At 66.6% G+C, this 25,654-nt stretch carries 22 protein-coding genes; 14 read left to right on the plus strand and 8 right to left on the minus strand.

Annotation, left to right across the window (positions count from 1 at the left end):
* Positions 1-19: 19 nt before the first annotated feature.
* Positions 20-2,158: a putative bifunctional diguanylate cyclase/phosphodiesterase gene (locus JY500_RS21605; protein ID WP_206254575.1), complete on the minus strand. Its 2,139-nt coding sequence runs from the start codon at positions 2,156-2,158 to the stop codon at positions 20-22.
* 78 nt (positions 2,159-2,236) lie between these two features.
* Positions 2,237-3,085, minus strand: coding sequence for a DUF1349 domain-containing protein (locus JY500_RS21610; RefSeq protein WP_206254576.1), 849 nt, complete (start codon positions 3,083-3,085; stop codon positions 2,237-2,239).
* Positions 3,086-3,311: 226 nt separating this feature from the next.
* Here JY500_RS21610 and JY500_RS21615 point away from each other — a divergent pair, with 226 nt between their 5' ends.
* Complete coding sequence (locus JY500_RS21615) at positions 3,312-4,079, plus strand: alpha/beta hydrolase (RefSeq protein ID WP_206254577.1); 768 nt, start codon at positions 3,312-3,314, stop codon at positions 4,077-4,079.
* 39 nt (positions 4,080-4,118) lie between these two features.
* Here the strand turns inward: JY500_RS21615 and JY500_RS21620 are convergent, their stop codons facing one another.
* On the minus strand, positions 4,119-4,916 hold the full coding sequence (locus JY500_RS21620) for an EAL domain-containing protein (RefSeq protein ID WP_206254578.1): 798 nt from the start codon (positions 4,914-4,916) through the stop codon (positions 4,119-4,121).
* 448 nt (positions 4,917-5,364) lie between these two features.
* Between JY500_RS21620 and JY500_RS21625 the strand changes: the two genes are divergently transcribed.
* Entirely contained in the window at positions 5,365-7,608 is a 2,244-nt protein-coding gene (locus JY500_RS21625; RefSeq protein WP_206254579.1) for a putative bifunctional diguanylate cyclase/phosphodiesterase, read from the plus strand.
* Between the two features lie 9 nt (positions 7,609-7,617).
* Here the strand turns inward: JY500_RS21625 and JY500_RS21630 are convergent, their stop codons facing one another.
* Together JY500_RS21630 and JY500_RS21635 are read right to left on the minus strand one after the other, a co-directional pair.
* Positions 7,618-7,926 (minus strand): hypothetical protein, encoded by a 309-nt coding sequence (locus JY500_RS21630; RefSeq protein WP_206254580.1) that lies wholly within the window; start codon positions 7,924-7,926, stop codon positions 7,618-7,620.
* Positions 7,927-8,074: 148 nt separating this feature from the next.
* Positions 8,075-8,521 (minus strand): SRPBCC family protein, encoded by a 447-nt coding sequence (locus tag JY500_RS21635; protein ID WP_206254581.1) that lies wholly within the window; start codon positions 8,519-8,521, stop codon positions 8,075-8,077.
* A 418-nt stretch (positions 8,522-8,939) separates the two neighbouring features.
* Here JY500_RS21635 and JY500_RS21640 point away from each other — a divergent pair, with 418 nt between their 5' ends.
* Positions 8,940-9,476: a GGDEF domain-containing protein gene (locus JY500_RS21640; RefSeq protein ID WP_206254582.1), complete on the plus strand. Its 537-nt coding sequence runs from the start codon at positions 8,940-8,942 to the stop codon at positions 9,474-9,476.
* Between the two features lie 146 nt (positions 9,477-9,622).
* On the opposite strand, the gene uvrA is transcribed toward JY500_RS21640, so the two are convergent.
* Positions 9,623-15,319, minus strand: coding sequence for an excinuclease ABC subunit UvrA (gene uvrA / locus JY500_RS21645; RefSeq protein ID WP_206254583.1), 5,697 nt, complete (start codon positions 15,317-15,319; stop codon positions 9,623-9,625).
* 317 nt (positions 15,320-15,636) lie between these two features.
* Between uvrA and JY500_RS21650 the strand changes: the two genes are divergently transcribed.
* From JY500_RS21650 to JY500_RS21685, 8 genes are all read left to right on the plus strand, one after another.
* Complete coding sequence (locus JY500_RS21650; protein WP_206254584.1) at positions 15,637-16,080, plus strand: hypothetical protein; 444 nt, start codon at positions 15,637-15,639, stop codon at positions 16,078-16,080.
* 223 nt (positions 16,081-16,303) lie between these two features.
* Entirely contained in the window at positions 16,304-17,461 is a 1,158-nt protein-coding gene (locus JY500_RS21655) for a GNAT family N-acetyltransferase (protein WP_206254585.1), read from the plus strand.
* A 293-nt stretch (positions 17,462-17,754) separates the two neighbouring features.
* On the plus strand, positions 17,755-18,066 hold the full coding sequence (locus JY500_RS21660) for a (2Fe-2S) ferredoxin domain-containing protein (RefSeq protein ID WP_172202225.1): 312 nt from the start codon (positions 17,755-17,757) through the stop codon (positions 18,064-18,066).
* A gap of 85 nt (positions 18,067-18,151) precedes the next feature.
* Positions 18,152-18,796: an alpha/beta hydrolase gene (locus tag JY500_RS21665; protein WP_206254586.1), complete on the plus strand. Its 645-nt coding sequence runs from the start codon at positions 18,152-18,154 to the stop codon at positions 18,794-18,796.
* 105 nt (positions 18,797-18,901) lie between these two features.
* Positions 18,902-19,849, plus strand: coding sequence for an FUSC family protein (locus JY500_RS21670; RefSeq protein WP_206254587.1), 948 nt, complete (start codon positions 18,902-18,904; stop codon positions 19,847-19,849).
* A gap of 55 nt (positions 19,850-19,904) precedes the next feature.
* Positions 19,905-20,513 (plus strand): glutathione S-transferase, encoded by a 609-nt coding sequence (locus tag JY500_RS21675; protein WP_206254588.1) that lies wholly within the window; start codon positions 19,905-19,907, stop codon positions 20,511-20,513.
* A gap of 16 nt (positions 20,514-20,529) precedes the next feature.
* Positions 20,530-21,291: a hypothetical protein gene (locus JY500_RS21680; RefSeq protein WP_206254589.1), complete on the plus strand. Its 762-nt coding sequence runs from the start codon at positions 20,530-20,532 to the stop codon at positions 21,289-21,291.
* The gene (locus JY500_RS21685) at positions 21,288-21,971 is read left to right on the plus strand and encodes a hypothetical protein (RefSeq protein ID WP_206254590.1); all 684 of its coding nucleotides are present in this window, start codon (positions 21,288-21,290) and stop codon (positions 21,969-21,971) included. The genes JY500_RS21680 and JY500_RS21685 overlap by 4 nt, the downstream gene beginning before the upstream one ends.
* On the opposite strand, the gene JY500_RS21690 is transcribed toward JY500_RS21685, so the two are convergent.
* Positions 21,968-23,194 carry an HD-GYP domain-containing protein gene (locus JY500_RS21690; RefSeq protein ID WP_206254591.1) on the minus strand — a complete coding sequence of 409 codons (1,227 nt, stop codon included), beginning with the start codon at positions 23,192-23,194 and terminating at the stop codon, positions 21,968-21,970. The two genes, JY500_RS21685 and JY500_RS21690, sit on opposite strands and share 4 nt — an antisense overlap.
* Positions 23,195-23,350: 156 nt before the next feature.
* Between JY500_RS21690 and JY500_RS21695 the strand changes: the two genes are divergently transcribed.
* Positions 23,351-23,956, plus strand: coding sequence for an HD-GYP domain-containing protein (locus tag JY500_RS21695; protein ID WP_172202216.1), 606 nt, complete (start codon positions 23,351-23,353; stop codon positions 23,954-23,956).
* 6 nt (positions 23,957-23,962) lie between these two features.
* Here the strand turns inward: JY500_RS21695 and JY500_RS21700 are convergent, their stop codons facing one another.
* On the minus strand, positions 23,963-24,154 hold the full coding sequence (locus JY500_RS21700; protein WP_206254592.1) for an oxidoreductase-like domain-containing protein: 192 nt from the start codon (positions 24,152-24,154) through the stop codon (positions 23,963-23,965).
* A gap of 100 nt (positions 24,155-24,254) precedes the next feature.
* Here JY500_RS21700 and JY500_RS21705 point away from each other — a divergent pair, with 100 nt between their 5' ends.
* Positions 24,255-24,623 (plus strand): cupin domain-containing protein, encoded by a 369-nt coding sequence (locus JY500_RS21705; protein WP_206254593.1) that lies wholly within the window; start codon positions 24,255-24,257, stop codon positions 24,621-24,623.
* A gap of 30 nt (positions 24,624-24,653) precedes the next feature.
* Positions 24,654-25,652, plus strand: a complete 999-nt coding sequence (locus JY500_RS21710) for a 2-hydroxyacid dehydrogenase (RefSeq protein ID WP_172202210.1) — start codon at positions 24,654-24,656, stop codon at positions 25,650-25,652.
* Positions 25,653-25,654 lie beyond the last annotated feature (2 nt).

Genomic DNA, 25,654 nt, shown 5'->3' on the forward strand with positions numbered 1-25,654 from the left:
ACGCAGGCAGGTGGCCGCGTCAGGAGCCGCCGGCGCCCGCCTTGAGCGCTTCGAGCCACTGCGGCACGGCCTCGGCGGGCATCGGCCGCGCAATCAGATAGCCCTGCAGGATGTCGCAACCAAGGCGCACCAGCGCGGCATGCTGATCGGCGGTTTCGACCCCCTCGGCCACCACCTCCATGCGCAGCGCGTGGGCCAGCCCCACCACTGCTTCCAGCACCGCCTGCGCGTCGGCATTGGCGGTGAGGTCGATGACGAAGCTGCGGTCGATCTTCAACTGCCGCGCGGGGATGTTGCGCAAGTGCGCGAGGCTGGAATAGCCGGTGCCGAAATCGTCGATCGACAGCCGCACACCGAGCGCCGCAATCTGGTCGAGCACGCTGCGTTCGGCATCGAGGTTCTCCATCATCGCCGTCTCGGTGATCTCGCACACCAGTTGCGAAGGCTGCAGGCGATGCTGTTCCAGCGCAGCGGCTATCCGCTCCGGCAGCGCGGCGTTGCGCAGCTGGTAAGGCGACAGATTGATCGCGACGCGGCAGCGCAGGCCTTGCTCATGCCAGCGCGCCAGTTGCGCACAGGCTTCGTCGATGACCCAGTTGCCGATCTCGCCGATCAACCCGAAACGTTCGGCGAGCGGTACGAATACTGCGGGGCTGACGAGACCGCGTTCCGGGTGGCGCCAGCGCAGCAGGGCCTCAAGCCCGTGCACCTGGCCGCTGCGCGCGTCGACCTTCGGCTGGTAGTACAGCAGCAGCTCACCGCGCGCGACGGCGTGACGCAGGGCCTGTTGCAGCAGCACCTGCTCGGCCGCATCGCCCGCCATGCTGGCCTCGTAGACCACGCAGCAACCGCCGCCAGCGCGCTTGGCCGCGCCCTTCGCAGCCTCGGCACGCGCGAGCAGGCGCGGGGCGTGGTCTTCGTGATCCGGGAACACCGCCACGCCAATCGAGCACGACAGCGAAACGTCCTGCCCCGCCACGCGAATCGGCTGGCGCATCGCGTCAAGAATGCGTTGCGCCAGTGTCACCGCCGCCGCCTCGGCATCGCGCGACTCGACCATTGCAACGAATTCGTCGCCGCCGAGCCGCGCCACGGTGTCGCTCTCGCGCAGCGTGAGCTGCAGCCGGCGCGCGAGTTCGCGCAGCACTTCGTCGCCCGCCTCGTGGCCGAAGGAGTCGTTGATCGGCTTGAAACCGTCGAGATCGAGGAACAGCACCCCCAGCCGCTCAACAGCCGTCGGCGTTGGGCCACGTCGCGCGATGCGTGCCGCTGCGTGCTGCAGGCGGTCGTTGAACAGGGCACGGTTCGGCAAGCCGGTCAGCGCATCTTCAAAGGCGCGACGCTGCAGGGTTTCGTTGGCCTCCTGCAGATCCTCGGTCGCACGATGCAGCGAGCGGGCCAGCTGCGCTTCGCGCGCCCGCGCCATGGCATCGTTGATTGAAAGCACCAGTGCGCCGGCAAGCAGGAACAGCGCCGCCGTCACCACCACCGCGGCGAGCGGCTGACCGGAAAGGCCGTCGACGCTGCGACAGATCGTGCCCTGCGGCAGTTGCGCCGCGGCCATGCCGGTGTAGTGCATGCCGCCGATCGCCAGGCCCATCACTACCGCGGCCAGCCCCTGCAAACGCAGGCGCAGGGCACCGTGCTGTTCACGCAGCGCGAAGAACAGCCTCAGGGCGGCGGCTGACGCGAGCCATGCGATCGCCACCGAGGCAAGCACCACCGGCCAGCGCCACACGATCGGCGGTACCAGCTCGAGCGCGGCCATGCCCAGGTAATGCATCGCGCAGATGCCCACCGCCATGCTGCTGCTGCCACCCAGCAGCACCCACGGTGTCAGCCTGTCGTGCGTCGCGATCCGCAGCGCCACCGCGGCGGCGCCAATGGCAGCCAGCCAACTCAGCAGGGTCGGGCCGCCGGCATAGCCCAGCGGCACCCCGGCATCGAAACCGAGCATGCCGACAAAGTGCATCGCCCAAATGCCGGTACCCAGTGAAACCGAACCACCCGCCAGCCACCACCGCCGCAGCCCGGTCTCTGCCACGCGCACCCGGCGCGCCAGATCCAGCGCAACGTAGGAAGCGAACACCGCAACGACCAGCGAGGCAACAACGAGCAGCGGGTCGTGGCGGGTTATCAGGAACAGAGCAGAAGCCATCCCCCTGTTATCGGCCGGCCTGCGGCGCGCTTAAGGAGGCGGCCCAGCGAGCATGATTGCTTGCGCCTGCGTCGACGCCTAGCGTAGCGATTCCCCCAGCGCGGACAGCAACTCGGCCTCCGACAAGCTGTTGGTGTCTTTCCCGACCCAGCGCTCGGGCGCCTGGAAGCGGGCAAGCCTGAAGTAGTCGATGTGGGCGCGCAGGTCGCGCTTGCCGTCGCGGACGGTGAGCAAGTTGAATTCGCGCGCCGCGGGTTCGTCGGACAGGCCCGCGAAGCGCTGCTGCATCGTCGGCAGGAAATCGGTGGTGGCGGTGATCCCGACCTGCAACCGGCTTGGCAAGCCCGGATGGGTCATGTCGCGCTCGCTCATCTTCTGCCATGTGAAGCGCAGGCTCTGGGTGTCGCGCTGCGTGACTCGCCACGGTTTGCCCTCAACCCGATGCAGCGCGACGAAGGTACTGCCGATCCGCACCAGCCGCAGCTCGTGCCAAGCCTGCCGCGTCGCATAGACCAGCTGTTGCGAATTGCCACTCACGCTGCGCATCACCGAGATCGACGGGCTTTCGGTGCCGTCCGCGCCCATCGCCAGCCACACGTGGTTCTCGTCGCTCGGCTTCCAGTCGGCCGCCTTGGGCGCTGCCTGGCGGGCCATGATGCCGATATAGGTGTCCGAATAGCTGCGCGGCGCCGAGCCGGGTTTCAGACCCTCCGCCTTCACCCGCGCCGTCATGACGAAATCGCCCTCGAACTCCTGCATCAGGAAAGGGGCATGGAAGCCGGCGAGCCAGTAGCTGGTGTAGGGCTCGATCAGCAGTTCGCCGCCCGCCACCGAGACCTTTGCCACCTGGTCCGCCCAGCCTTCGACATCGCTCAGCCAGCGCCAGTCCTTGAGCGCATCGGGTGAGTCGAAACCTTCATCAATCATGGTGGCCGCGTGCGCGACACCAAGAGACAAACCGAGGAGAAACAGACACTGCGAGATCCTGCCGGCAACGCTCATTGGGGGGCCTTATACTTTTTGGTTTTGGAGCGCCGCATGCTACCGGCATCGCGTGACCGCGAGAAGCTGGGCGCCGCCTCCCCTGCGCGTTGTTGTGCTCCGGCACGGCGTGCAACACTCCCGCTTCCCGACGCTTCGTAGGGCTCACGTCATGGCGCGCCACCTTCTCGCTACGCTGATCGCGCTCTGCGCCTGCGCGGCGCACGCCGAGGGCAGCCTGCTGAGCGTGCCGACACGCGGCGGCGTCACCACCACCGTCTTCTGGGAAGCCGCGCCGAACGCCAGGGCCACCGTGCTGCTCTTCCCCGGCGGTGGCGGGGGCTTTGGGCGGGTGGAGGACGGCAAGCCCACGGGCCAGAACTTCCTCGTGCGTTCGGAGGGGTATTTCATTGCCCAAGGCTTCAATGTTGCAGTCTTCGGGCGACCGAGCGACTCGCAAGATCTCGACTACGCTGACCGCATCGCCGAACGCCACCTCGCCGACATTGCCAAGGTGATGGCCGTCGTGCGCGAGAAGGCCGACGTACCGATCTGGTTGGTCGGCACCAGCCGCGGCACTGTGTCAGCCACGGCAGCCGCAATCCGCATGCCCGACCAGATCGCCGGGCTGGTGCTCAGTTCCAGCGTTGTCAGCGCCAAGAAGCCCGGCGCCGTCCCCACGCAGGACCTCGCCGCCATCACGGTGCCGACGCTCGTCCTCCATCACAGCAAGGACGCCTGCCCGGTCTGCGATCCGCAAGGCGTGCCCGCCATCCTGCGCGGTCTGAAGAACGCACCGGTGAAGAAGCTGCAGATGGTCAGCGGCGGCGACAATCCCAGCGGCAACGTCTGCGAGGCGCTGCACTGGCACGGATACATCGGGATGGAACGGGAGGCGGTAGAGGTGATTGCAGCGTGGATCAGGGCGCCGGCGGACTGAGCGACCAGCACCTCTGCGGCAGCTCGCCCGCCGCGGTTTTCAACCACCAGGGAAGGCGGTATCCGGAATTTCCGCGACCGCCCGGAACGCCGGTTTGGCAAACAGATAGCCCTGCATCAGCGCGATGCCGGCGTCACGCAGAAAGTCTCGTTCCGCCGGGGTTTCGATGCCTTCTGCCACGACCGTGATGGCCAGCTCTTCGCAAAGCCGGACGAGGCTACGCACGATCGCCTGCCGCGGCCGATGGCCCTCGATTCCGCGGATCAGGTCCATGTCGATCTTGACGATGTCGGGCTGGAAATCCGCAAGCAGCTTCATGCCTGCATAACCCGCACCGAAATCGTCGATCGCGGTCTTGAACCCGCAGCGCTTGTACTCGCGCAGGATCTTGGCAAACCAGGGGCCATCTTCAATGCGTTCGCCCTCGGTCACCTCGAAGATGATGCGATCCAGCGGGAAACCATGCACCCGCGCCGCTTCGAGGGTGGTCCGAATGCACAGTTCCGGTTTGTAGATCGCATTCGGAAGGAAGTTGATCGAGATGTGTTCGCGAATCCCGAGTTCCTTCGCCCCCTTGATCGCCTTGACGCGACAGGCTTGATCAAAACGGTAGCGGTTCTGGTCATTGACCTGGGAAAGCACGCTCAACGCGCCCTCGCCGTTCGGCCCGCGAACCAGAGCTTCATGCGCGAAGACGAGCTTCTGATTCACATCGACAATGGGTTGGTACGCGAACTCGAACTGAAAGCCGACACGCTCGGCTTTCCCGCAGTCCTCACAATCCCGTTGCGTGCCCGCCAGCGGCACAAAACCCTCGGGAAAAGATGGGTTGCTCATCGCTTTCTGTATTGTTTTCATGGCGTCCTTCAGCGTGAGTGAGTCCGCGGGTCGCCGTCACCAGCGCCGCCGGCCGATTCAGTTTCTGCCGCTCGCCGCGGCAGCGCAAGTCGCTTGGCAAAGCTGTGCTCGCGGGGACGGCGGGCGTGAACCGCCTGGAAGCTGGCCAATCGACCGCCATGCGGCCCATTCAGCGGAATACGGCGCAACGACCAGATCGCCACCGGGTACCCCGCGGCAAAGCCTGCAAAGCGCTGCACTGGCACGGGCTCATCGGGGTCGAACGCAAGGCCGTCGGCGTAATCGGCGCCTGAATCAGGGCGCCGAAGGAGCGAACAGCGCGCTCAGCAGGACAGGCGACCCGCGCAGGTCAAGTTACGCCCGGCGATGCCGATATGCATGAGTCTTGTGGTGCGGATGCACCGCATGCGGTCACTGAGGGCTGCCGATGGTCGCCAACATCCACCTTTCAATGCTCGCCGACTTCATCCTCGGCACCATGCTGATCTTCCTGTGGATCATTCGCCGCAGCGACCGGCATGGGCTCTACTGGGGTGGCGCCCAGATCCTGCTGGCAGTCGCGGCGGGCATCTGGGGACTGGGGGCGCTAGACCTCTGGGTTTCGGCCCTCATCATCGCCGTGGGCACGCTCGGCCTCGGCGGCTATGTAGCGGGCACGCTTCATTTCTGCGGCAAACCGATCGTCTGGCGCCACCATGCACTGGGCTGGCTTACCTACGCAATCGTTCAGACCTGCGTCGCCGCAGCCTCGCCGCGACTGAGCCACAGCCTGAGCATCGCGATGCTGGGCGTGGTGCTGGCGTGGTGCGGCTGGCAGCTATCGCGCCGCCGCCACCCGTATTTGGTGCTCAGCACCACGCTCTGGCTGCGGGCGCTGACGAACCTTGGCTTCTCGGTGAACATGTTTACCGGCAGCAATCTCGAAGGGCTCTTCGCAATCGGCTTCTTGCTGAAGATCGTCGCCTCCTTCGGCCTGATCCACGCCATCCTTGCCGAGAACCAGCGGCGGATCTTCGATGTGCTCAACGGGCTCGGGCACGGCTTCCTGATCCGGGACGCCGAAGGCATCGTCCGTTTCGCAAGTGAGAAGCTCGCGGCCTCCATCGCCCGGGGAAGCGCCAAGGAGATGGTCGGCCAGCACATCAACTCGCTTGCTTACGGTCGGACAAAGGAAGAAGGCGCCGCGTGGTTCCGCCGTGTTATCGCGCCGGATGCGCCGCGGCCATGCATCGACGAAGTCGTGCATCAGCACCGGGATGGGCGCGAGGTACCGCTCGAGATCATCAGCGTCCCCTTCGAGGATCGCGGCGAGATGCATGTGCTGAGCCAGGTCATCGACATCAGCGAACGCAAGGCGCTTGAGGCCACACGCCAGCGCGCGGCGATGCTCGACGATTCCACCGGCTTGCTCAATCGCTTCGCCTTCAGGCAGATGCTAGGGGATCGGCTGGCGGCCAACCGCGGGCAAGACGAAGTGACGATCGTGCTGTTGATCGACATCGACCATTTCAAGCGCGTCAACGACACCCTGGGGCATACCGTCGGCGATACCCTGATCAAGCGGGTGGCGACGCGGCTGCAACAGCTGCAGCTCCCCCAACTGGCGCTGGCGCGATTCGGCGGTGACGAGTTCGCGCTGATGTTCACCGAAGCAGACCCGGCCACCGCCCACGATGCCGCGGAGCGCTTCGCGCGCGCGATCCTGCTCGCGCTGCACGAGCCGATCCCGCTCTCCTCGTTCCGCATTTCGATCAAGGCCAGCATCGGCATTGCCTTCGCACCCGCCCACGGGCTCGACCCCGAGAGCGTGCTCAGTGCAGCCGACGCCGCCGTGTACGCCGCCAAGGACAGGGGCCGCAATCGTCACGAGTTCTTCGACGAGCAGATGGGCGCGAAGTCGCGCGACGCGCTGCTGATCGAAGAAGCCCTGCAACAGGCGATTGCCAACAACGAGTTCCAACTCGTCTACCAGCCCATCGTCGATGCCCGCAGCCGTCGGCTGGTGAAAGTCGAAGCCCTGTTGCGCTGGCGCACCCCGACGCTGGGCTTCGTCGGGCCAGACCGTTTCATCCCGATCGCCGAAGACAACGGGCAGATCATCAGCATCGGCACCTGGGTCGTGCAGGAAGCTGCGCGACAAGCCCGCGCATGGCACTCGCGGCCGGAAGGGCCGATCCGCATCGCGGTGAACGTGTCCGCCGCGCAGCTTGTCGACCCGGACTTCATCGACGTGGTCGACCGTGCTATCGCCGACGCCGGCGCCGCGCCGACGGAACTCGAAATCGAAATGACCGAACGGGTGCTGATCAACGAGGCGGACACGGTCGTGCGCGTCATCGACACACTTCACGAGAAGGGGCTCAGCACCTCGCTGGACGACTTCGGCACCGGCTACTCCTCGCTCAGCTACCTCACCCGTTTCCACCTGCGCACGCTCAAGATCGACCGCGCTTTCGTCAACGGCATCGACCAGGACGAACGCAGCCTCGCGCTGGTGCGCGCCATCATCGCCATGGGCCACAGCCTCGGCATGAGCATCGTCGCCGAGGGCGTCGAGACCGAAAACCAGGCCGGCATCCTCGCCGAGCTGGGCTGCGAATACCTCCAGGGCTACCTCTTCTCGCCGCCGGTACCCGCCGAGAAGCTCATCCCCAACGTATCCGCCGCGTAGCGCGCCCGATCAGCTCAGGCGCACAGGCGAATGCAGCGCCGGCGCTTCAATGCTGCCGTGCGTCGGGGCCGGCTGCTGATGGCCGCGCCGCAGGGTGCCAAGACCGAAAAAGAAGAAAAATGAGATCAGCAGGCCGAGGATCACCAGGACAACCGAGAGGGTGCTTCGTAAGGCCGCCGATTTGGTGAAGTGCCTCGCCAGGCCGGTTACGGCAAAGAGGCAAACGAGCGAGATGAGGGCCGGCAGGAAATAATCCAGCAAGAGATGTCCCTTCTTTGGCGCGCGCAATGGCATTGCGCTGGGCGAGGGACGAATCATAAGCGCACCCGGCGCGGCGTCGGCTGCGCCGGGTCATCGCCTGGCGCACACAGCTAGCGGGCTCGACCAGCGCGGGTCAAAACGACCCGCCCTACTGGGTCGCAGGTGGAGCGGGTGGGCGACTCTTCGGTAAGGGTTCGATCACGGGTCAGCCCGGGATATCGGGCTCGACGAGCGTCGCCAGTTGCGCGAGCGACTCCTGCCAGCCGAGGTAGCACATCTCGACCGGAATCGCTTCCGGCACGCCTTCCTGCACCACGCTGATCTCGGTGCCGCAGGACACGGGCTTCAGCGTCACCGTCGTCTGCATCTCGCCCGGCAGGTTCGGGTCGTCAAACTTGTCGGTGTAGCGAAGTTTCTCGAACGGCACCAGCTCCAGATACTCGCCGCCGAAGGAATGCCCGTGGCCGGTCGAGAAGTTCGTGAACGTCATCCGGTAAGCGCCGCCCACCTTAGCGTCGAGCTGGTGAACCTTGCAGGTGAAACCATACGGCGGCAGCCACTTCGCCATCGCATCGGCGTCCAGAAACGCGCGGTAGACGCGCTCGGGCGTCACACGCAGCACACGGTGAAGTCGGATGGTGCCTGTGGGCATGATCGGTTCGCCTTTCGATTCTGCGTTGGGATAGAAGTCGGTGTCTGGGTACCCAAGGCGCGTCGTCGCGCCGGCGCGCGCGACAACGGGCGCCGCCAAGTATTGCTTAAACTTGGACCACAAAGGGCCTGCTGCTAATCGAGACGACTTGGCGCGCAAGGCTGGCTGCCAGGGGGCAGCCACGCCCCCTACGGTCGCCAAGACCAGCCCTACAGGGCTGCAGACGCAGGCGTATAGGACCGCGCTGATTCACGCTCGGTCACAACGAGCCACAGAACCTATTGAGCCTGAGAACATTCCGATTTGCGCTGGCGCGAACAACCGTATGGCGGCCCCACCATCCCGCTCAGCCCGGATTGGACGAAGTCCTCGACGCCTGTTTTGATACGCTGGATAGAAACCGACGAAGTTTGACCAGATGTCCAGCCTAGATACCCTGACAAAGACGGGGAGCCGTTCGGCGTTCTCCGCTGAACTCAATCGTGCGCTTCAGTCCGCACGGGCCGAAGCGACAAGCTTTGCGCTCATCCTTGCCGACATCACCAACTTCAAACGCTTCAACACACACAATCCATCCGCGCTTGGCGATGTCGCTCTCGTTCGGCTGGCTGATTGCCTGAGAAACGTCGTAGCGAATCGAGGCCCGATCTATCGGGTGGGTGGTGATGTGTTCGCGGTGATTCTCCAAGGCGCTGGCGAGGCGGAGGCCATCGCCGTCTGCACGGAGATCGAGCGCGCAGCGCACAACAGAATTGCGCCTCCGCAAGCGGTCCACTGTGGGCACCACGACTGCTCTGGCCCGGTAACCATCAGTGTCGCGTGTGGCTTTGCCCTAGCATCGCCGGAGCACGATGCCGAAACGCTGATGCGCCTTGCCGATACGCACATGTACGAGGCGAGGAAATGTGGGAGCGGCATCGGCGAAAAAAACGAACCCGAACGGGCAGAGCCATGACACGACGCTCAGCTGCGTGACGAGCCCCCGGAATCCCGCGCCGAAGGATTTCCGTTCGACGCCTTACCGACGAGAGACACAAGAGCCATCACGCAGGACATCGCAGCTTGTTCCGCGAGCGACCCGGTCGAACGACTGCCTGAGCGTCAGCGCGCTCGACTTGCCAGAAACCCCTTCAACGCCCTCCCCGTATGCGTCTTCGCCTTGACGCACTTCGCCACCGGCCCGGCGAAGACGATTTCGCCGCCGCCGTCGCCGCCTTCCGGCCCCAGATCCACGATCCAGTCCGCTTCGGCCATGACGTCGAGGTCGTGTTCGATGACGAGCACGGTGTTGCCGGCGTCGACGAGGCGGTGGAGGACGTGGATGAGTTTTTCGACGTCGGCCATGTGCAGGCCCACCGTCGGTTCATCCAGCACGTAGAGCGTGTGCGGCGTTCTGGCACGGGCGCGCGCGGCGGGGTCGGTCTTGACCTTGACCAGCTCGGTGACGAGCTTGATGCGCTGTGCTTCGCCGCCGGAGAGGGTGGGTGAGGGCTGGCCGAGGGTGAGGTAGCCGAGGCCGACGTCCTGCAAGAGCTTCAGCGGGTGCTGGATGACCGGGTGGGCGGCGAAGAAGTCGACGGCTTCGTCGATCTCCATGGCGAGCACGTCGGCGATGCTCTTGCCGCGCCAGGTGGCGCTGAGGGTGTCGGTGTTGAAACGCGCGCCGTTGCAGACGTCGCACGGCACTTTCACATCCGGCAGGAAACTCATCTCGACGGTGCGCTGGCCCTGGCCGTCGCAGGCGTCGCAGCGGCCGCCTGCGGTGTTGAAGGAGAAGCGGCCCGGCGCCCAGCCGCGCAGACGCGCGGTTTCGGAGTCGGCGTAGAGCTTGCGGATGGCGTCCCAGAAGCCGATGTAGGTGGCCGGGCAGGAGCGCGGCGTCTTGCCGATCGGGGTCTGGTCGACTTCGAGCACACGGCCCACAGGCTGCCAGCCAGTGATCGCCTCGCAGCCTTCCAGCACCACCTTGGCGCCCTTGGTGCGGCTGTTGAAGGCCTGCGTGGCGACGAGGCGGCGCAGGTTCTTGTGCAGCACGTCGCGCGCGAGCGTGGACTTGCCCGAGCCGGACACGCCGGTGACGACGATGAGGCGGCCGAGCGGGATCTGCGCGGTGACGTTCTTCAGGTTGTGCAGCGCCGCGCCTTCGACGGTGACCATGGGCGTCTCGGCATCTACCTTGCGCGCCGGTTGCAGCGGGTGTGCCAGCGGCGCGCGCAGCGTGCGGCCGGTGACCGATTCCGGCACCGCCATCAGCGCCGCGGCATCGCCCTCCGCGACGATGTTGCCGCCGCGCGTGCCGGCGCCGGGGCCCATGTCGATGACGTGGTGGGCGCGGCGGATGGTCTCCTCGTCGTGCTCGACGACGACCACAGTGTTGCCCTTGGCTTCAAGCGCGTGCAGCGTATCGAGCAGCATGGCGTTGTCGCGCGGGTGCAGGCCGATGGAGGGTTCGTCGAGCACATAGCAGACGCCGCGCAGGTTGGTGCCCAGCTGCGAGGCGAGGCGGATACGCTGCGCCTCGCCGCCGGAGAGCGTGGGCGCGGCGCGATCGAGCGCGAGGTAGCCGAGGCCTACGTCCTTGAGGAAGGCGAGGCGTGACTTGAGTTCGGCGACGATGTCGCGGCCGATCTCGGCCTCGCGGCCAGCGAGCTTGAGTGTGCCGACCCAGTGGGCCAGCCCTTCGACCGACAGGTGCGCATAGTCCGCGATGCTGTTGTCGCGGTAGCGCACCGCCAGCGCGGTGGGGTTGAGGCGCGCGCCTTCGCAGGCGGCGCATTCGGTTTCGGGCTCGACCTCTTCATCCTCGCCGGCTTCACCTTCGTAGCGCAGGCCGGTGAATTCGGCGGCGGTGGCGTCGCCCTCGGGGTCGCGCATCGCGTCGCGCAGCCACTTGGGCAGGGTGTTGCCGGTGCCCATGCAGTCAGGGCACCAGCCGTGCTTGGAGTTGTACGAGAACAGGCGCGGGTCGAGTTCCGGGAAGCTGGTGCCGCAGCTCGGACACGCACGCTTGGTGGAGAACACGACGACCTGTTCGCCGTCGATGAGGTGCAGCACGCCCTTGCCGAACTCCAGCGCCTTGGCGAGCGCATCGCGCAGCTCGGCCTCGTTGCGGGCGCCGACTTTCAGCGTGGCGACCGGCAACTCGATGATGTGTTCCTTGAAGCGGTCCAGCCGCGGCCAGGGTTTCGTCGGCAGCAGTTCGCCATCCACCCGCAGCTGGGCGTAGCCCTTGCCGGCGGCCCACTTCGCGAGGTCGGTGTAGAGGCCCTTGCGGTTGATGACCAGTGGCGCGGCGAGCGTGACCTCGCGGCCCTTGTAATCGCGCAGCAGGCGCGCGGCGATGGCGTCGGGCGATTGCGGCTCGATCGCGCAGTCGCAGTCCGGGCAGTGCTGGGTGCCCAGCTTCACGAACATCAGGCGCAGGAAGTGGTGGATTTCGGTGAGCGTGCCCACCGTGCTCTTGCGCCCGCCGCGGCTGGTGCGTTGCTCGATCGCCACCGTGGGCGGAATGCCGTGGATGGCGTCGACATCCGGCTTGGCGGCCGGCTGCACGAACTGCCGCGCGTAGGCGTTGAGCGATTCGAGGTAGCGGCGCTGGCCTTCGGCGAAGACGATGTCGAAAGCGAGCGTGGACTTGCCCGAGCCCGACACGCCGGTGACCACGGTGAAGCGGCGGTGCGGAATCTCGACCGAAACGTTCTTCAGGTTGTGCTCACGTGCGCGCACCACACCGATGGCGTCGCGGCGCGCGGGCAGGTAGCGGTGCTGCAGTTCCGCGACGAGGCGGGCGCTGGTGTCGTTGGCCGCCGCAGCGGCCACCACGCGTTTGGTCTTGCCGGCGGCCTTGGCGAGCTGCGCGGGCGCGGTGAGGCGCATCACGTAATCGGCCAGCGCGCGGCCGGTGTGGGTGTCGGCATCGAGCAGCGCCGCCGGCGTGCCTTCGAACACGATGGCACCGCCGCCGTCGCCGCCCTCGGGGCCAAGGTCCACCACCCAGTCGGCGGCGGCGATCACGTCGAGGTTGTGCTCGATCACCAGCACCGAGTGGCCGGCATCGACCAGCTTGGAGAGCGCACGCAGCAGCTTGGCGACGTCGTCGAAGTGCAGGCCGGTGGTGGGTTCGTCGAACAGGAACAGCAGGTGTTCCTTGGGCGCCGCCTTCTTCGCCTTGCTGCCCTTGCGGTGCAGCGCCTCGGCGGTCTGCGCGAGGTGGCCGGCGAGCTTGAGGCGCTGCGCCTCGCCGCCGGAGAGCGTGGGCACCGGCTGGCCGAGCGTGAGGTAATCCAGCCCCACGTCGACCAGCGGTTGCAGCGCGCGCGCAAGTTCGCCGTCCTTCGAGAAGAAGTCCAGCGCCTCGGCCACGGTCATGTCGAGCACGTCAGCGATCGACCTACCTTCGAGCTTCACCTCCATGACCTCGGCGCGGAAGCGGCGGCCGTCGCAGTCCGGGCAGCGGATGTACACGTCGGAGAGGAACTGCATCTCGACGTGCTCGAAGCCGTTGCCGCCGCAGGTGGGGCAGCGGCCGTCGCCGGCGTTGAAGGAGAAGGTGCCCGCGGTGTAGCCGCGCTGGGCGGCTTCGGGCAGCGCGGCGTAGCGCTTGCGGATGCTGTCGAAGGCGCCGACGTAGCTGGCGGGGTTGGAGCGCGTGGTCTTGCCGATCTGCGTCTGGTCAACCATGACGACGCCGGTGATTTCGTCCAGCCCGTCGATCGCGTCGAAGGCGCCGGGCGCTTCGGTGGCTTCGCCGAAATGCTTCTGCAGCGCGGGGTAGAGCACGTCCTGGATCAGCGTGGATTTGCCCGAGCCCGACACGCCGGTGACCGCAACGAAGCGGTGCAGTGGCAGCGCGAGGTCGACGCCACGCAGGTTGTTGGCGCTTGCACCGCGCAGCGTGAGGCGCGGCGTCCAGTCGGCGATTTCGCGCGGCGTGAGGCCGGCATCGACGCGACGGTGGCCGCCGAGGTATTGCGCGGTGAGCGTGTCGGTGCGCGCGCGCAGCTCATCGGGCGAGCCCCAGAACACGATCTCGCCGCCCTGCTTGCCGGGGCCGGGGCCGATGTCGAGGATGCGGTCGGCGGCGAACATCACCGCCGGGTCGTGCTCGACGACGATCAGCGAATTGCCGGCGTCGCGCAGGCGGTGCATGACGCCATTGATGCGGTCCATGTCGCGCGGGTGCAGGCCGATCGAGGGTTCATCCAGCACGAAGAGCGTGTTCACCAGCGAGGTGCCCAGCGCGGTGGTGAGGTTGATGCGCTGCACCTCGCCGCCGGAGAGCGTGCGGCTCTGGCGATCCAGCGTGAGGTAGGACAGCCCCACGTCGCAGAGGAAGCCGAGGCGGCTGCGGATCTCGCCCATCAGCTGCTCGGTGGCCTGGTCCAAGTTGCCGGGCAGCGCAAGGGTGTCGAAAAACTGCTTGGCGCGCGCAATCGGCAGTTGCATCACGTCCTGCACGTTGAGGCCGGGCAGCGTGTCGAGGATCTCGGCCCGCATCGTCACCCCGTGCGGACGGAAGCGACGCAGGTTCGGCGCCAGCGCGCGATCTGCTTCTTCGCGGCTGCCGACGCGCCACAGCAGCGGCTCGGTCTTTAGCCGCGCGCCGTCGCACACGGTGCAGGGGGTGTAGGCACGGTAACGCGACAGCAGCACCCGGATGTGCATCTTGTAGGCCTTGGTCTCCAGCCAGTCGAAGAAGTGGCGCACGCCGTACCACTTGCCGGGCCAGGACTTGTCCCAGTTCACCCAACCGTCGTCGCCCTCGAAGACCCAGCGGCGGTGCTCCTCGGGCAGGTCGCGCCAGGGGATGTCCATCGCCACGCCGCGCTTCTTGGCGAACTTCGCGAGGTCGGTCTGGCATTCCTTGTAGCTCTCGGTCTGCCAGGGCTTGATCGCGCCGTCCTTCAGGGACTTGGATTCGTCGGGGATGATCAGGCCGGGGTCGATGCCGATGACGCGGCCGAAACCACGGCAGGCTTCGCAGGCGCCGACTGCGCTGTTGAACGAGAAGTGCGCGGGTGTGGGGTCGGCGTAGTGGATGTCGCAGTCGGCGCAGTGCAGATCGCTGGAGAACTTCCAGACCGGCTTGCTCGCATCGGCCACGACCTCGCCGCCGACATGCACCTCGACACGTCCGTTCGCGAGCCGCAGCGCCGCCTCCAGCGCCTCGGCCAGACGCGCCGGTTCGGCATTGGAGAAGCGGAAGCGGTCCACCACCACCGCCATCGTGCGCTCGCCCACCGGCTGCATCCGCGCGTAGCCCTGCGCTTCGAGCGCGGCGCGGATCTCGGCCTCGCTGAAGTTGGCCGGAATCGCCACCGGCGCAACCAGCGCGAGACGCGGGTCCTCGGCTTGGGTACGCTCGGCCAGCGCCGCCGCGATGCTCTCCGAGCTGTCGCGCTTCACCGCCGCGCCGCAGCGCTTGCAGTGCAGGTGGCCGCAGCGCGCGAACAGCAGCTTCAAGTGGTCGTTGAGCTCGGTCATCGTGCCGACCGTGGAGCGCGAGGTGCGCACCGGGTTGGTCTGGTCGATGGCGATGGCGGGCGGCACGCCGTCGATGCGGTCCACCTGCGGCTTGTCCATGCGGTCGAGAAACTGCCGCGCGTAGGGCGAGAAGGTCTCGACGTAGCGGCGCTGGCCCTCGGCGTAGAGCGTGTCGAACACCAGCGAACTCTTGCCCGAACCGGAAGGGCCGGTCACCACGACCAACTCGCCGGTGGGAATGTCGAGGTCGAGGTTCTTCAGGTTGTTCTGGCGGGCGCCGCGGATCTGGATCGTGTCGGGACCGGGGGTCGTCATGGCTGGCCTGGGCTTTCGGAAGCGGGGATCGGACATTTTAACTGTATAAATTGCCAGCCTGCACGCGCATGCGGTGCACTCCGGAACCGGGGCGGCGCGGCAAAGCTGTCCGACAAGGCAATTGCTTCAAGGTTTCGAAATGCCTGGTTCGGCGCGCCAGAACTTGCGGCCAAGCCACGACGGTCATCGAAAACCCGGCCCCGCGCATTGGTTATGGCTACAGGTGTTGGCCAGGATGCCGACAATGGCTTGGCGTCGTTGCAACCTTCGCGCCCGAAACACAATCAAATAGCAAAAGCCAACGGGGGAACCAGAGCATGTCCGTCAAACACTCACTGTGCGCCATCGCGCTGGCGCTGTCGGCCGCGCCCACACTGGCGGCCGATGTCGGCGTATCGATCAGCATCGGCCAACCCGGCTTCTACGGCCAGATCGACATCGGCAGCTTCCCGCGACCGCAGGTGATCTACAGGCAACCGGTGATCATCGAACCCGGGCGAAGCTACGGCGGACCGGTCTACCTCCGCGTGCCGCCCGGTCACGAGAAGCATTGGGGCAAGCACTGCGCCAAGTACAACGCATGCGGGCGGCCGGTGTATTTCGTGCGTGACGACTGGTACGAGCGCGAATACGTGCCCGCCTACCGGGCCCGCTACGGCGAAGGCGACCGCGACCGCTACGACGATGACGACCAGGGGCACGGCAAGGGCAAAGACAAGGGCCACGGCAAAGGACACGGCAAGGGGCATGGGAACGACTGAGTGCCGGCCACCCGACAGGTCTCTTGATCAACTGCTCGGGTCAATGCCTATTGCATAAACTGTAAAAATCTGGTGCGTGTGCGAAAGTTGGCTGGCCGGTAGCCCCGACGGCCTTAGGCTCGGGCCTTTGTGTTTGCCGGATTCTCTGTGCGCAGGGTTTCCGGCTTTGTTCGCGTCACAAAGACTGGACACTGTGCCCGATTCCCAAGCCCACGGATCCTCCGTGGCCCCTTCCGTCACGTTTGAGCGCTTCGCAGCCTTGTCCTCGGCCGCCCGGACGACATGGCAAGCGTTCGCCGACAAACGCGACGGGCACGAGTGGGTCTATGCCACGCCAGCCTTTTTTGATGCACTGTCGGACACCGAGTCGCCGGATCATCTGGTGATCGCATCAACCCGCGACGCCGACGGTGAGGTGCAGGGCGTTGCGGCGCTGCGCAAGAAGGCTTTGCAGATTGATCCACACGGGTTGGCCGGGCGCCTGCTACGCAAGCGACTGTCTGTGTGGGGCCTGCTCGGCAGCGAGCCCCTGACTCAGGCGACACATAGTGGGCCTGAGTCCATCGCCAGGTTGATTGCCGCGCTGGATGACGCGCCGGGGAATTTTGACGCGCTTGAGTTGCAGTCGCTCGAAGTCGGTAGCCCGACCTGGCAGGCGGTCTTTGAGTCGGAAGCAGTGCGGTCTCGGTTCTTCCCCTACCTGCCGAACGGAATCCGCAACTGTCATCAGACCCCGCTTCCTGAGACTGTTGAAGCCTATCTCGCCCAGTATCCGCGCAAGAAGCGCTACAACCTGTCGCGTCAGTTGCGCCAGATCGGCGAGAACCTTGGTGGTCCGCCAGAGGTTGTTCCGCTCACCACCATCGCAACCCTGGACACGCTATTCGACGCCGTAGCGCAAATCGGGGGTGGCGCCGGGGCAATACTGTCGCGAGCCGAATACGCCTCACTAGCGCGGCAGGGCCTGCTCCTCAACTTTATCGTGCAGGCCGGTGGGTCGCCCATCGCAGTGGTGCTGGGCATTCCGTCAGGCTCGGTCTATCGGATCAACCGCGTGCTGTACGCCCACAGCCTGGCACCCTACTCGCCGGGAACATCGACGCTGCATCTGTTCAACGAGTGGATCATCGCGGACGGGCGTTTCAAGGTGGTGGATTTCGGTTTCGGCGAACCCGGCCGCACTTACAGCTCGTCGAACCGCATCGTGCAACGGGCTCGTGTGATGTTGTTTCGTCGCACGCTGGCGAACCAGATCGGCATAGCGCTACACCGCGGCATTGTCACGCTGGAGAAGCACGCTCGCGCCCTGCTCACGTACGCCGAGACCGCGATCAAGAAGGCGCGCCGCAAGACGCCCACGACGGCCGACAACGCTGGCTGACGCCGCGCTAGTCTCGGCTTGTCGCAATTGCATTGCGGCAAGCGGCGAGTTCCGCATTCGTCCTTGAGAGACGTATGCGATCAAGCGGGCGGCATCAAAAGCAAGCATCCATCTGCGAGTATCGCGCCACGGCAATGTCGTCATCGCCGCTTGCCGCAGTGGTTCGCCGTGCCATGCAGACCGTTGGCACAATCCACGAGAGCTAGTGGCACACAGCCGGACCTCGCTCACGCACCCGGCCCGCAAAAATGCTTCCCGGCGCTATAGTTCCGGCTCCACCACGGAGTCCGGTAATGAGTTATTTCAAGCATCACGTGTTCTTTTGTTGCAACCAGCGCCCGGCGGGCGAGAGCTGCTGTGCCGACCATGGGGCGGCGGAGATGCAGGCCTATGCGAAGGACCGCATCAAGGCACTGAAGCTCAACGGCGAGGGCAAGGTCCGCATGAACAAGGCGGGCTGCCTCGATCGCTGTGACGAAGGGCCGGTACTGGTGGTGTACCCGGAAGGGACCTGGTACACCTACGTCGACAAGACCGACATCGACGAGATCATCGATTCGCACATCGTCGGCGGCAAGGTCGTGGAGCGCCTGAAGCTCAAATGACGGCCTCCACGATCACACGGTTCCCGGCCCCCGACGAGGGCCGCGGCGCGCTTGGGGCTGCCCGGCGCACGCCGGAGAACGACGCATGAGAAAAGTCCTGCCGACCGAGAAGTTCTTCATCGATGGCCCCGTGGGGCCGATCGAGATCCTGCGCGACACGCCGGAAGGTGCCCACGGGCTGGCGATCATCGCGCACCCGCATCCGCTGTTCGGCGGTACCAACACCAACAAGGTGGCACACACGCTGGCACGCACGCTGTGCGGCTTGGGTTACTGCGCGCTGCGGCCGAATTTCCGTGGCGTCGGTGGCACCGCTGGCACGCACGACCACGGCGACGGCGAATCGGAAGACCTGCTGGCGGTGATCGACTGGGCGCAGGCGCAGTACGGCGACGGCCCGTTGGTGCTGGCCGGTTTCTCGTTCGGCGCCTTCGTGCAGACGCGGGTGGCCAAGCGCTTGGCTGCCGCCGGCAGGCCGGCCAAGCGGCTGGTGCTGGTCGGTACCGCATCGGGCTTCATCGAAGGCGCGCGCACCTACGACACCGAGGCGGTGACGCCGGACACGATCGTGATCCACGGCAACCGCGACGAGACGGTGCCGCTCGAGAATGTGCTGGCGTGGGCAGAGCCCCTTCAGGTGCCGGTGGTGGTGGTGCCGGGCGCGGACCATTTCTTCCACACCCGCCTGCACATCCTGCGCGACATCATCGTGCGCGCCTGGCGCGAGTAGCCCCGCGGAGACGCCCCCCTGTTTCACCCAGCACTATCGCTCGACGCCCAGCCGGTCAATCGCCGCAAGGTACTGCGCGCAATCATCGCAGTCGGCCTGCCACTGGTGATCGCGCTGATCCGCCACGAGCTGCTCCCCGCCGTGTATGGCGCCATCGCCGGTTTCTACACGATCTTCGTGGACTATGGCGGCTCCACCTACGAGCGCATCACCGCGATCCTTTACATGACGGTCGGCATGCTGCTGGCCGGCATTGCCGGCGTGGTGGGCCACTTCGTGCCGGGCGCGCCGCTGATCCTGCTGCTCGGCTTCGCCGCACTGGCCGGCTGGTTGCAGGGCGCCGGCACCTCGGTGGAGTTCATCGGCAAGTACTGGCTGCTCGCCTTCCTGTTCGGTGATGGCGGCGGGGATCTGCCTCCGCTGTGCGGCACCTACGTGATCCTCGGCGGGCTCGCCGGCGTACTGTCGGTGCTGATCGACCGCGTGCTGTGGCGCTCGCCCGAACCGCAAAGCGCGCCAATGCTGGCGGATGCCGCCCGCAACCTGCTGCGCCGGCGCCACAACAACGGTGCGTTCTCGTTCTACTTCGCCAGCCTCGTGGTGATCGGCTATGTGCTGGGCCACACGCTGGGCCTGGCACGGCCGTACTGGGTGCCGCTGACGATCGTCATCGTCACCGTCTACGACCCGCGCCATAGCGTGCAGCGCCTGATACAGCGGCTGGCCGGCTCACTCTTCGGTGCCTTGTTCGGCTGGGCCGTGGTTCAGTATGTGCACACCGACTGGATGCTGGCCGCGATCGTCACGCTGATGGCGGCACTCACGCCGGTCGCACAGGCGCGCAACTACTGGGTCGCGACGATCACGATCACCGGCCTGGTGATGGTGGTGCTGGACATGGGCCAGCCTTACGAGATTCCGTCGGCGCATGCCTTCGCGCTCGCGCGGCTGGCCGATTCCGTGATCGGCTGCCTCGTATGCGGCATCGGTGCGCAGATCTACCTGCGCGCCTTGCCGCATATCGAAGCCCGCCAAAGAAGACCGCGCCGCTGACGCGCCGATCCGCCGCGCGGCGTATGCTGCGCCCCTCGCCGTACAAGGAGCCGTCATGCAACTGATCGCGTCATTGACCAGCCCGTTCGCGCGCAAGATCCGCGTGCAACTGGCCGAAAAAGGCCTGCCCTTCGTTCTCGTGCCGGAGAACCCGCACGATCCGGCGAGCCCGATCGGCCGCTTCAATCCGCTCGGCAAGGTGCCCGCGCTGGTGGCGGACGACGGCCGAACCTGGTTCGATTCGCCGGTCATCGCCGAGTACATCGAAACCCTCTCCGCAGCCCCCTTCTTCCTGCCGGCAGACCGCCTCGCGGCGCTCGAAGTGCGGCAGGTGGAAGCACTCGCCGACGGCGTGACCGACGCCGGCATTCTGGTGCTGATGGAAAGCCGCCGCGCCGCCGAACAGCAAAGCGAGGCCTGGCGCGCGCGCCAGTGGGGCAAGGTGGAAAGCGGGCTCAACGCACTGCAATCGCTCGTCGCCGGGCGTACCTGGGCGGTCGGCGATGCGATGAGCCTTGCGGACATTGCGATCGGCTGCATGTGGGGCTGGCTGTTGCTGCGCTTCCCACACGCCGGTCTGCCTGCCCAGTACCCGGCGCTCGCCGCCTGGGTGGAACGGCTGATGCAGCGGCCCTCGTTCGCCCAGACCCACCCGCCGGCCTGATCGCCCAAGCCCCCGCATGACCGTGCTGCTGCTCAAGCTGGGGCTGGTACCGCTGCTGATCGCGGCGGTCACGGCAGCGGGCCGTCGCTGGGGCGCGGGCATGGCCGGCTTCCTCGCCGGCCTGCCGATCATCGTTGGGCCGATTCTGGCGCTGGTCGCCTGGGAACAAGGCGCTGATTACGCCGCTCACGCCGCGCTGGGGGCGCTCGCAGCGGTGCCTGCATCGATCGGCTTTGCGTTTGCCTACGCATGGGCTGCGCAACGGACACGCTGGGCGCAGGCCGAGCTGGTCGCGCTGGTAGCGTGGGCCTTGCTCGGCACGCTGGTGCTGGCGTGGCAGCCCGAGTTGCCGCTCGCAACGCTGCTCGCACTGGCGGGGGTGCTGGCACTGCCCTCCTGTTTCCCCTCGGGTCAGGATGCCACGCTCGCATTTGGCCACGCACCGCCGCTGGCTGGGCGCATGCTCGCCGGCGCGTTGCTGACCTTGGCTGTAACCCTATCCGCCGCAGTGCTGGATGCGCGCATCAGCGGCTTGCTGTCGCTGTTTCCCGTGATGATGAGCGTGATGGCGATCGCCACGCAGCGCCACGACGGCGCAGGCTTTGCCGCGCGGCTGCTGCAAGGCATGGTGCGCGGCATGATCTCGGTGGTCGCCTTCTGCGGCGTGCTCGCCGCCCTGCTGCCGACAATGGCGGCCGTTCCGGCTTTTGGCCTTGCCACCGCCGCCGCACTTGCCACACACGGCCTGCGCGCCGGGTTGGGTCGCCGCCGGTCATGAAGTGGCCATCGCGCAACGAACGTGTCCGCGCCATGCGGCAGCGGCTCGAAACACAGGGCTGGCCACGCCTGCAGATGAGTCTGCTGGTCGCGCTCGCGGGGGCTGCGGGGTTTCTCGGCAACTGGGGTCTGCTGCACGCGGGCTTCGGCAAGATGGCGCTGCGCTATCCGCTCGCAGTGCTGGTCGCGTGGGGCGCCTTTCTGGCGCTGCTGTGGGTGTGGCTGAAGGCACGCGAAAGTGAAGACGTCGCCGATGCCGGCGATGCGCTCGACTTGCTGCCGGAGAGCGGCGGCGCACCCGCCCGTGCTGGCAACGCCGCATCGGACGCCGGCACCGGCGATCTATTCGATGGCCTCGCCGCGGCCGACGAATTCGCGCTGCCTTTGATCGCGATCGTATTTGTCGTGACGCTGCTGCTCGCGGCGTTGTGGATCGTGACCGGCGCGCCCACGCTGTTCGCCGAGCTGCTGGTCGACAGTGCGCTGAGTGCCAGCCTCTACCATCGGATGCGCCACGGCGACGCGAATCACTGGCTCGAGACCGCCTGGCGGCGAACCCGAACCCCCTTCGCGGTAACCGCCCTCATGCTTGCCCTGCTCGGTTTTGCGGTGCAGACCTTGCACCCGGGCGCGCATACGCTCGGCCAGGCGATGGCCGCCGCCCACGCGCGCAACGACTAGGCCGGCAAACCCTCACCACGCGCCACCGCCATACACGGCGCGAGGTCCGCTTCAACGCATTCGACCACCGCTCGGTCGAGCAATCCTGCCACGATCAGGCGATGCAGTTCGGCCAGCACCGCCGCATCAGCCATCGGCGCGCGGTAGGGGCGGTTCTGCACCAAGGCCTGACACACGTCGGCCACCGCGATGATGCGCGCCGGAAGCGGCAATTCGCCTGCCGCCAGGTGGAAGGGATATCCCGAACCATCGAGCTTCTCGTGGTGGCTTGCGGCCCACAGCGCGATTTCTTCCATGCCACCGATCCAGTGCAGGATCTGGTAGGTCTCGAAGGAGTGCCGCAGCATCGCCGCGCGCTCGCCCGGCTCTAGCGGCGCCGGTTTCTCGAGTACCGAATCCGGCACGCGAAGCTTGCCCACATCGTGCAGCAGCGCGGCGATCTCGATCCGCGCGCAGGTCGCGTCGTCGAGCCCCAGTCGGCGCGCCAGATAAAGCGCGAGGCGCGCGACCCCGAGGGAATGCTCGGTCGTGAAGGGGCTCTTCGCGTCGATGATCTGCGCAAACATCAGCGCGAACTGTCGCAGGCCGGCGAGGTCGATGTCGGTGGCGAGGCCGCGTTTGGCCACATCGTGCAGGTAGCGCCACAGATAGCGGCGTTCCAGGTATAGCCAGAAGGCTTCGCGCCGCGATGCGGCCATGAAGGCGTCGACCAGATCGGGGCAGAACAGACCGCCGGCGTTGGCGGCGATCGTGCGGCGCCCTTCTTCCTTGCGCATCAGGTAATCCGGCGCGCCATAGAAGGGCGCGGTCAGCGCATCGACACGGTCGACCAGGAAGATCAGGTTGGCATCGTGCGCCAGCTCCGGGTCGAGCTCAGCCGGCATCGCCGACCAGTGCGTGTGGTGCCAGCGCACCACGGGCGCGAGCCGCGCAAGCGCCGGCACATCGGCCAGCAAGCGGGCGCCCAGCACGCAGTGCGCCTGCGAGCCGACCCAGTCGAACTCGCCCACCAGGTGCTGATGCACGCGGGTGGAAGAGACGCCGCAGTCGTGCAGCATGCCGGCGTGCAGCAAGCGCGCACAGCGGTCGTCGTCGTAACCCAGTTCGCGCCCGCATTCGGCGGCCATCACGGCGACCCGCTTGCCGTGCAGATCGTCGTCCACGCCGACCAGATCCACCGCGTCGGACAGCGCAAACACCATATCGGCAAGCATGACTTCCATGTCCCCTCCCACTCGCTGCAATGAAGGCTATCGTGGTCCGGCGCGTGCTTTTCAGCACGCCGGCATTATCCTCCCGCGGTGCTGTGTCGGGCTAGCATTCGCGCGGGCGCAAAGCCGGTGTAATCTCGCTGCTGGCCTCACTCCCCCGCGCCACCCATGCCCCCTGACCGCCGTTCTCATGTACCGATTACCCTGCGTGTTGCGCGCACCCTGGCCACTGCGCTGGGCGAACGTGACGAAGGCACCCGTGCGCATTGCGAACGCGTCGTGGCGCTCGCTGACATGCTCGGCACCGCCTGCAAGCTGAGCCGCACTGAACTGCGCGTGCTGCATGTGGCGGCCTGCCTGCACGACATCGGCAAGCTGGGGGTGCCCGATGAGGTGCTGCACAACCCGGGTCCACTCGATGCCGCGGGCTGGGCGGTGATGCGCACGCATCCGGAGCGCGGTCAGCGGATTCTCTCGACGCTCGGGCTCGATCACGCGGATGCGGTGGGGCTCGCAATCCGCCATCACCACGAACAGTTCAACGGCGAGGGCTACCCGGACCGCATCGCAGGCGAGTCGATCCCGGTGGTGTCGCGCATCATCGCGATGGCCGACAGCTACGATGCGATTGCGACACGACGCGTGTATCGCGATGCGCGCCCGCATCACCACACGATGGAAACCCTGGAGGCCGAGCGCGGCCGCAAGCTTGACCCGTGGCTGTTCGACCGCTTCGCAGCACTGATCGAACACAGCCCGCTGCGGGCGATGTAGGGCGTTTTACCGAAAGTGCGCGTCGGCAGGATGCCGCGCGCGCCAGGCGGTGATCGCCCGTTCGAACTCGGCACGCGACTCGTTGTAGCGGTTCCACACACACTGATCGCCGCAGCCGCTTTCGCAGCACTCGCCGTCGTGCGGCGGTTCAGGCGGCTCGGGCATCGGGTCGAAGGGGTCGTCGTCGTGCGTGCGCATGGAACAGAATCTGGAAATCGATGCCGAGCAATGTAACAGCCCTGCACTGCCATCCGCCCTTGCCCGAACCTGAGTACAACGCCGCCCTGCCCTCTCCGCCATGCCTACCCTGACCCACTTCGCCGACCCACTCCCCACCCCGACGCCCGACCGGCCACGGCCGGACCGCCTGATCCGCGGCAACCCGGCCCGCCTGACCTGGACGCTGCACGAAAGCGCCGACGGCCAGACCAGCGCCGGCATCTGGGCGTGCGAACCCGGCGCATGGCGGATCGCGTTCCCGGCCGGCAAGGAGGAGTATTTCCATGTGCTGGAGGGGCGGATCCGGATCGCGGATACCGCCGGTGCCGCACGCGAATTCGGACCAGGCGATGCAGGCGTGATCCCGGCCGGCTTCGAAGGCAGCTTCGAGGTACTCGAAGCAGTACGCAAACACTTCGTCGTGGTCGACCGCGACGCCCGCAAATAAGTCAGATTCCTCACCCCCCCGGAGGCCCCGATGCGAATTGCCGTTTTCGATACCCACCCTTACGACGAGCGCGCGCTCAACGAAGCCAATGCGGCCGGCGAACATGAGCTGGAGTTCTTCGAGGAGCGCCTGCACAGCAAGACTGCCGACCTCGCGCAGGGCTTCGATGCCGTATGCCCCTTCGTCAATTGCCGCCTTGGCGAGCGCGTGCTGACCAAGCTCGCGGGCTTCGGCGTCAAGCTGGTCACGCTGCGCGCCGCCGGCTACAACGGCATCGACATCGCCGCGGCTGAACGCCTGGGCATCAAGGTCACGCGCGTGCCGGCGTATTCGCCCGAAGCGGTGGCAGAACACAACTTCGCACTGCTGCTGACGCTGATCCGCAAGACGCACCGCGCCTACAACCGGGTGCGCGAACAGAATTTCTCGCTCGACGGCCTCGAAGGCTTCAACCTGCACGGCAAGACCTACGCGGCGCTGGGCGCGGGCCGCATCGGCCAGTGCGCATTGCGTATCGCCAAGGGCTTCGGCTGCAAGCTGCTGGCCTATGACCCGTACGAGAACCCCGCGGTGGCGGCCGACATCGGCTTCGAGTATGTGTCGCTGGCCCGGCTGCTGGCGGAAGCGGACGTGATCTCGCTGCATCTGCCGCTGAGCGAGCAAAGCCATCACATCATCGACGCAGCCGCGATCGCCCAGATGAAGCGCGGTGTGGTGATCGCCAACACCAGCCGCGGCGGCCTGATCGACACCCAGGCCCTGATCGACGGCCTGAAGACCGGGCAGATCGGCGGCGTCGGCCTCGATGTGTATGAGCAGGAAGAAGGCGTGTTCTTCCACGACCTGTCCGACCAACCGCTGCAGGACGACACGCTGGCCCGCCTGATGACCTTCCCCAATGTGCTGATCACATCGCATCAGGGTTTCCTGACGCGGGAAGCGCTCGCCGCGATTGCCAGCACCGCGCTCGGCAACGCCAGTGCCTTCGCACGCGGCGAGGCGCTCGCGAACGAGGTGCGCAGCAGCTGAGC

Source organism: Niveibacterium microcysteis, assembly GCF_017161445.1.
Taxonomy (GTDB): domain Bacteria; phylum Pseudomonadota; class Gammaproteobacteria; order Burkholderiales; family Rhodocyclaceae; genus Niveibacterium; species Niveibacterium microcysteis.

Excerpts from the sequence above, each read along its gene's own strand:
- JY500_RS21605 (WP_206254575.1), bottom strand. The coding sequence starts at position 2,158 with ATGGCTTCTGCTCTGTTCCTGATAACCCGCCACGACCCGCTGCTCGTT.
- JY500_RS21610 (WP_206254576.1), bottom strand. The coding sequence starts at position 3,085 with ATGATTGATGAAGGTTTCGACTCACCCGATGCGCTCAAGGACTGGCGC.
- JY500_RS21615 (WP_206254577.1), top strand. The coding sequence starts at position 3,312 with ATGGCGCGCCACCTTCTCGCTACGCTGATCGCGCTCTGCGCCTGCGCG.
- JY500_RS21620 (WP_206254578.1), bottom strand. The coding sequence starts at position 4,916 with ATGAGCAACCCATCTTTTCCCGAGGGTTTTGTGCCGCTGGCGGGCACG.
- JY500_RS21625 (WP_206254579.1), top strand. The coding sequence starts at position 5,365 with ATGGTCGCCAACATCCACCTTTCAATGCTCGCCGACTTCATCCTCGGC.
- JY500_RS21630 (WP_206254580.1), bottom strand. The coding sequence starts at position 7,926 with ATGATTCGTCCCTCGCCCAGCGCAATGCCATTGCGCGCGCCAAAGAAG.
- JY500_RS21635 (WP_206254581.1), bottom strand. The coding sequence starts at position 8,521 with ATGCCCACAGGCACCATCCGACTTCACCGTGTGCTGCGTGTGACGCCC.
- JY500_RS21640 (WP_206254582.1), top strand. The coding sequence starts at position 8,940 with ATGTCCAGCCTAGATACCCTGACAAAGACGGGGAGCCGTTCGGCGTTC.
- uvrA (WP_206254583.1), bottom strand. The coding sequence starts at position 15,319 with ATGACGACCCCCGGTCCCGACACGATCCAGATCCGCGGCGCCCGCCAG.
- JY500_RS21650 (WP_206254584.1), top strand. The coding sequence starts at position 15,637 with ATGTCCGTCAAACACTCACTGTGCGCCATCGCGCTGGCGCTGTCGGCC.
- JY500_RS21660 (WP_172202225.1), top strand. The coding sequence starts at position 17,755 with ATGAGTTATTTCAAGCATCACGTGTTCTTTTGTTGCAACCAGCGCCCG.
- JY500_RS21665 (WP_206254586.1), top strand. The coding sequence starts at position 18,152 with ATGAGAAAAGTCCTGCCGACCGAGAAGTTCTTCATCGATGGCCCCGTG.
- JY500_RS21675 (WP_206254588.1), top strand. The coding sequence starts at position 19,905 with ATGCAACTGATCGCGTCATTGACCAGCCCGTTCGCGCGCAAGATCCGC.
- JY500_RS21680 (WP_206254589.1), top strand. The coding sequence starts at position 20,530 with ATGACCGTGCTGCTGCTCAAGCTGGGGCTGGTACCGCTGCTGATCGCG.
- JY500_RS21685 (WP_206254590.1), top strand. The coding sequence starts at position 21,288 with ATGAAGTGGCCATCGCGCAACGAACGTGTCCGCGCCATGCGGCAGCGG.
- JY500_RS21690 (WP_206254591.1), bottom strand. The coding sequence starts at position 23,194 with ATGGAAGTCATGCTTGCCGATATGGTGTTTGCGCTGTCCGACGCGGTG.
- JY500_RS21695 (WP_172202216.1), top strand. The coding sequence starts at position 23,351 with ATGCCCCCTGACCGCCGTTCTCATGTACCGATTACCCTGCGTGTTGCG.
- JY500_RS21700 (WP_206254592.1), bottom strand. The coding sequence starts at position 24,154 with ATGCGCACGCACGACGACGACCCCTTCGACCCGATGCCCGAGCCGCCT.
- JY500_RS21705 (WP_206254593.1), top strand. The coding sequence starts at position 24,255 with ATGCCTACCCTGACCCACTTCGCCGACCCACTCCCCACCCCGACGCCC.
- JY500_RS21710 (WP_172202210.1), top strand. The coding sequence starts at position 24,654 with ATGCGAATTGCCGTTTTCGATACCCACCCTTACGACGAGCGCGCGCTC.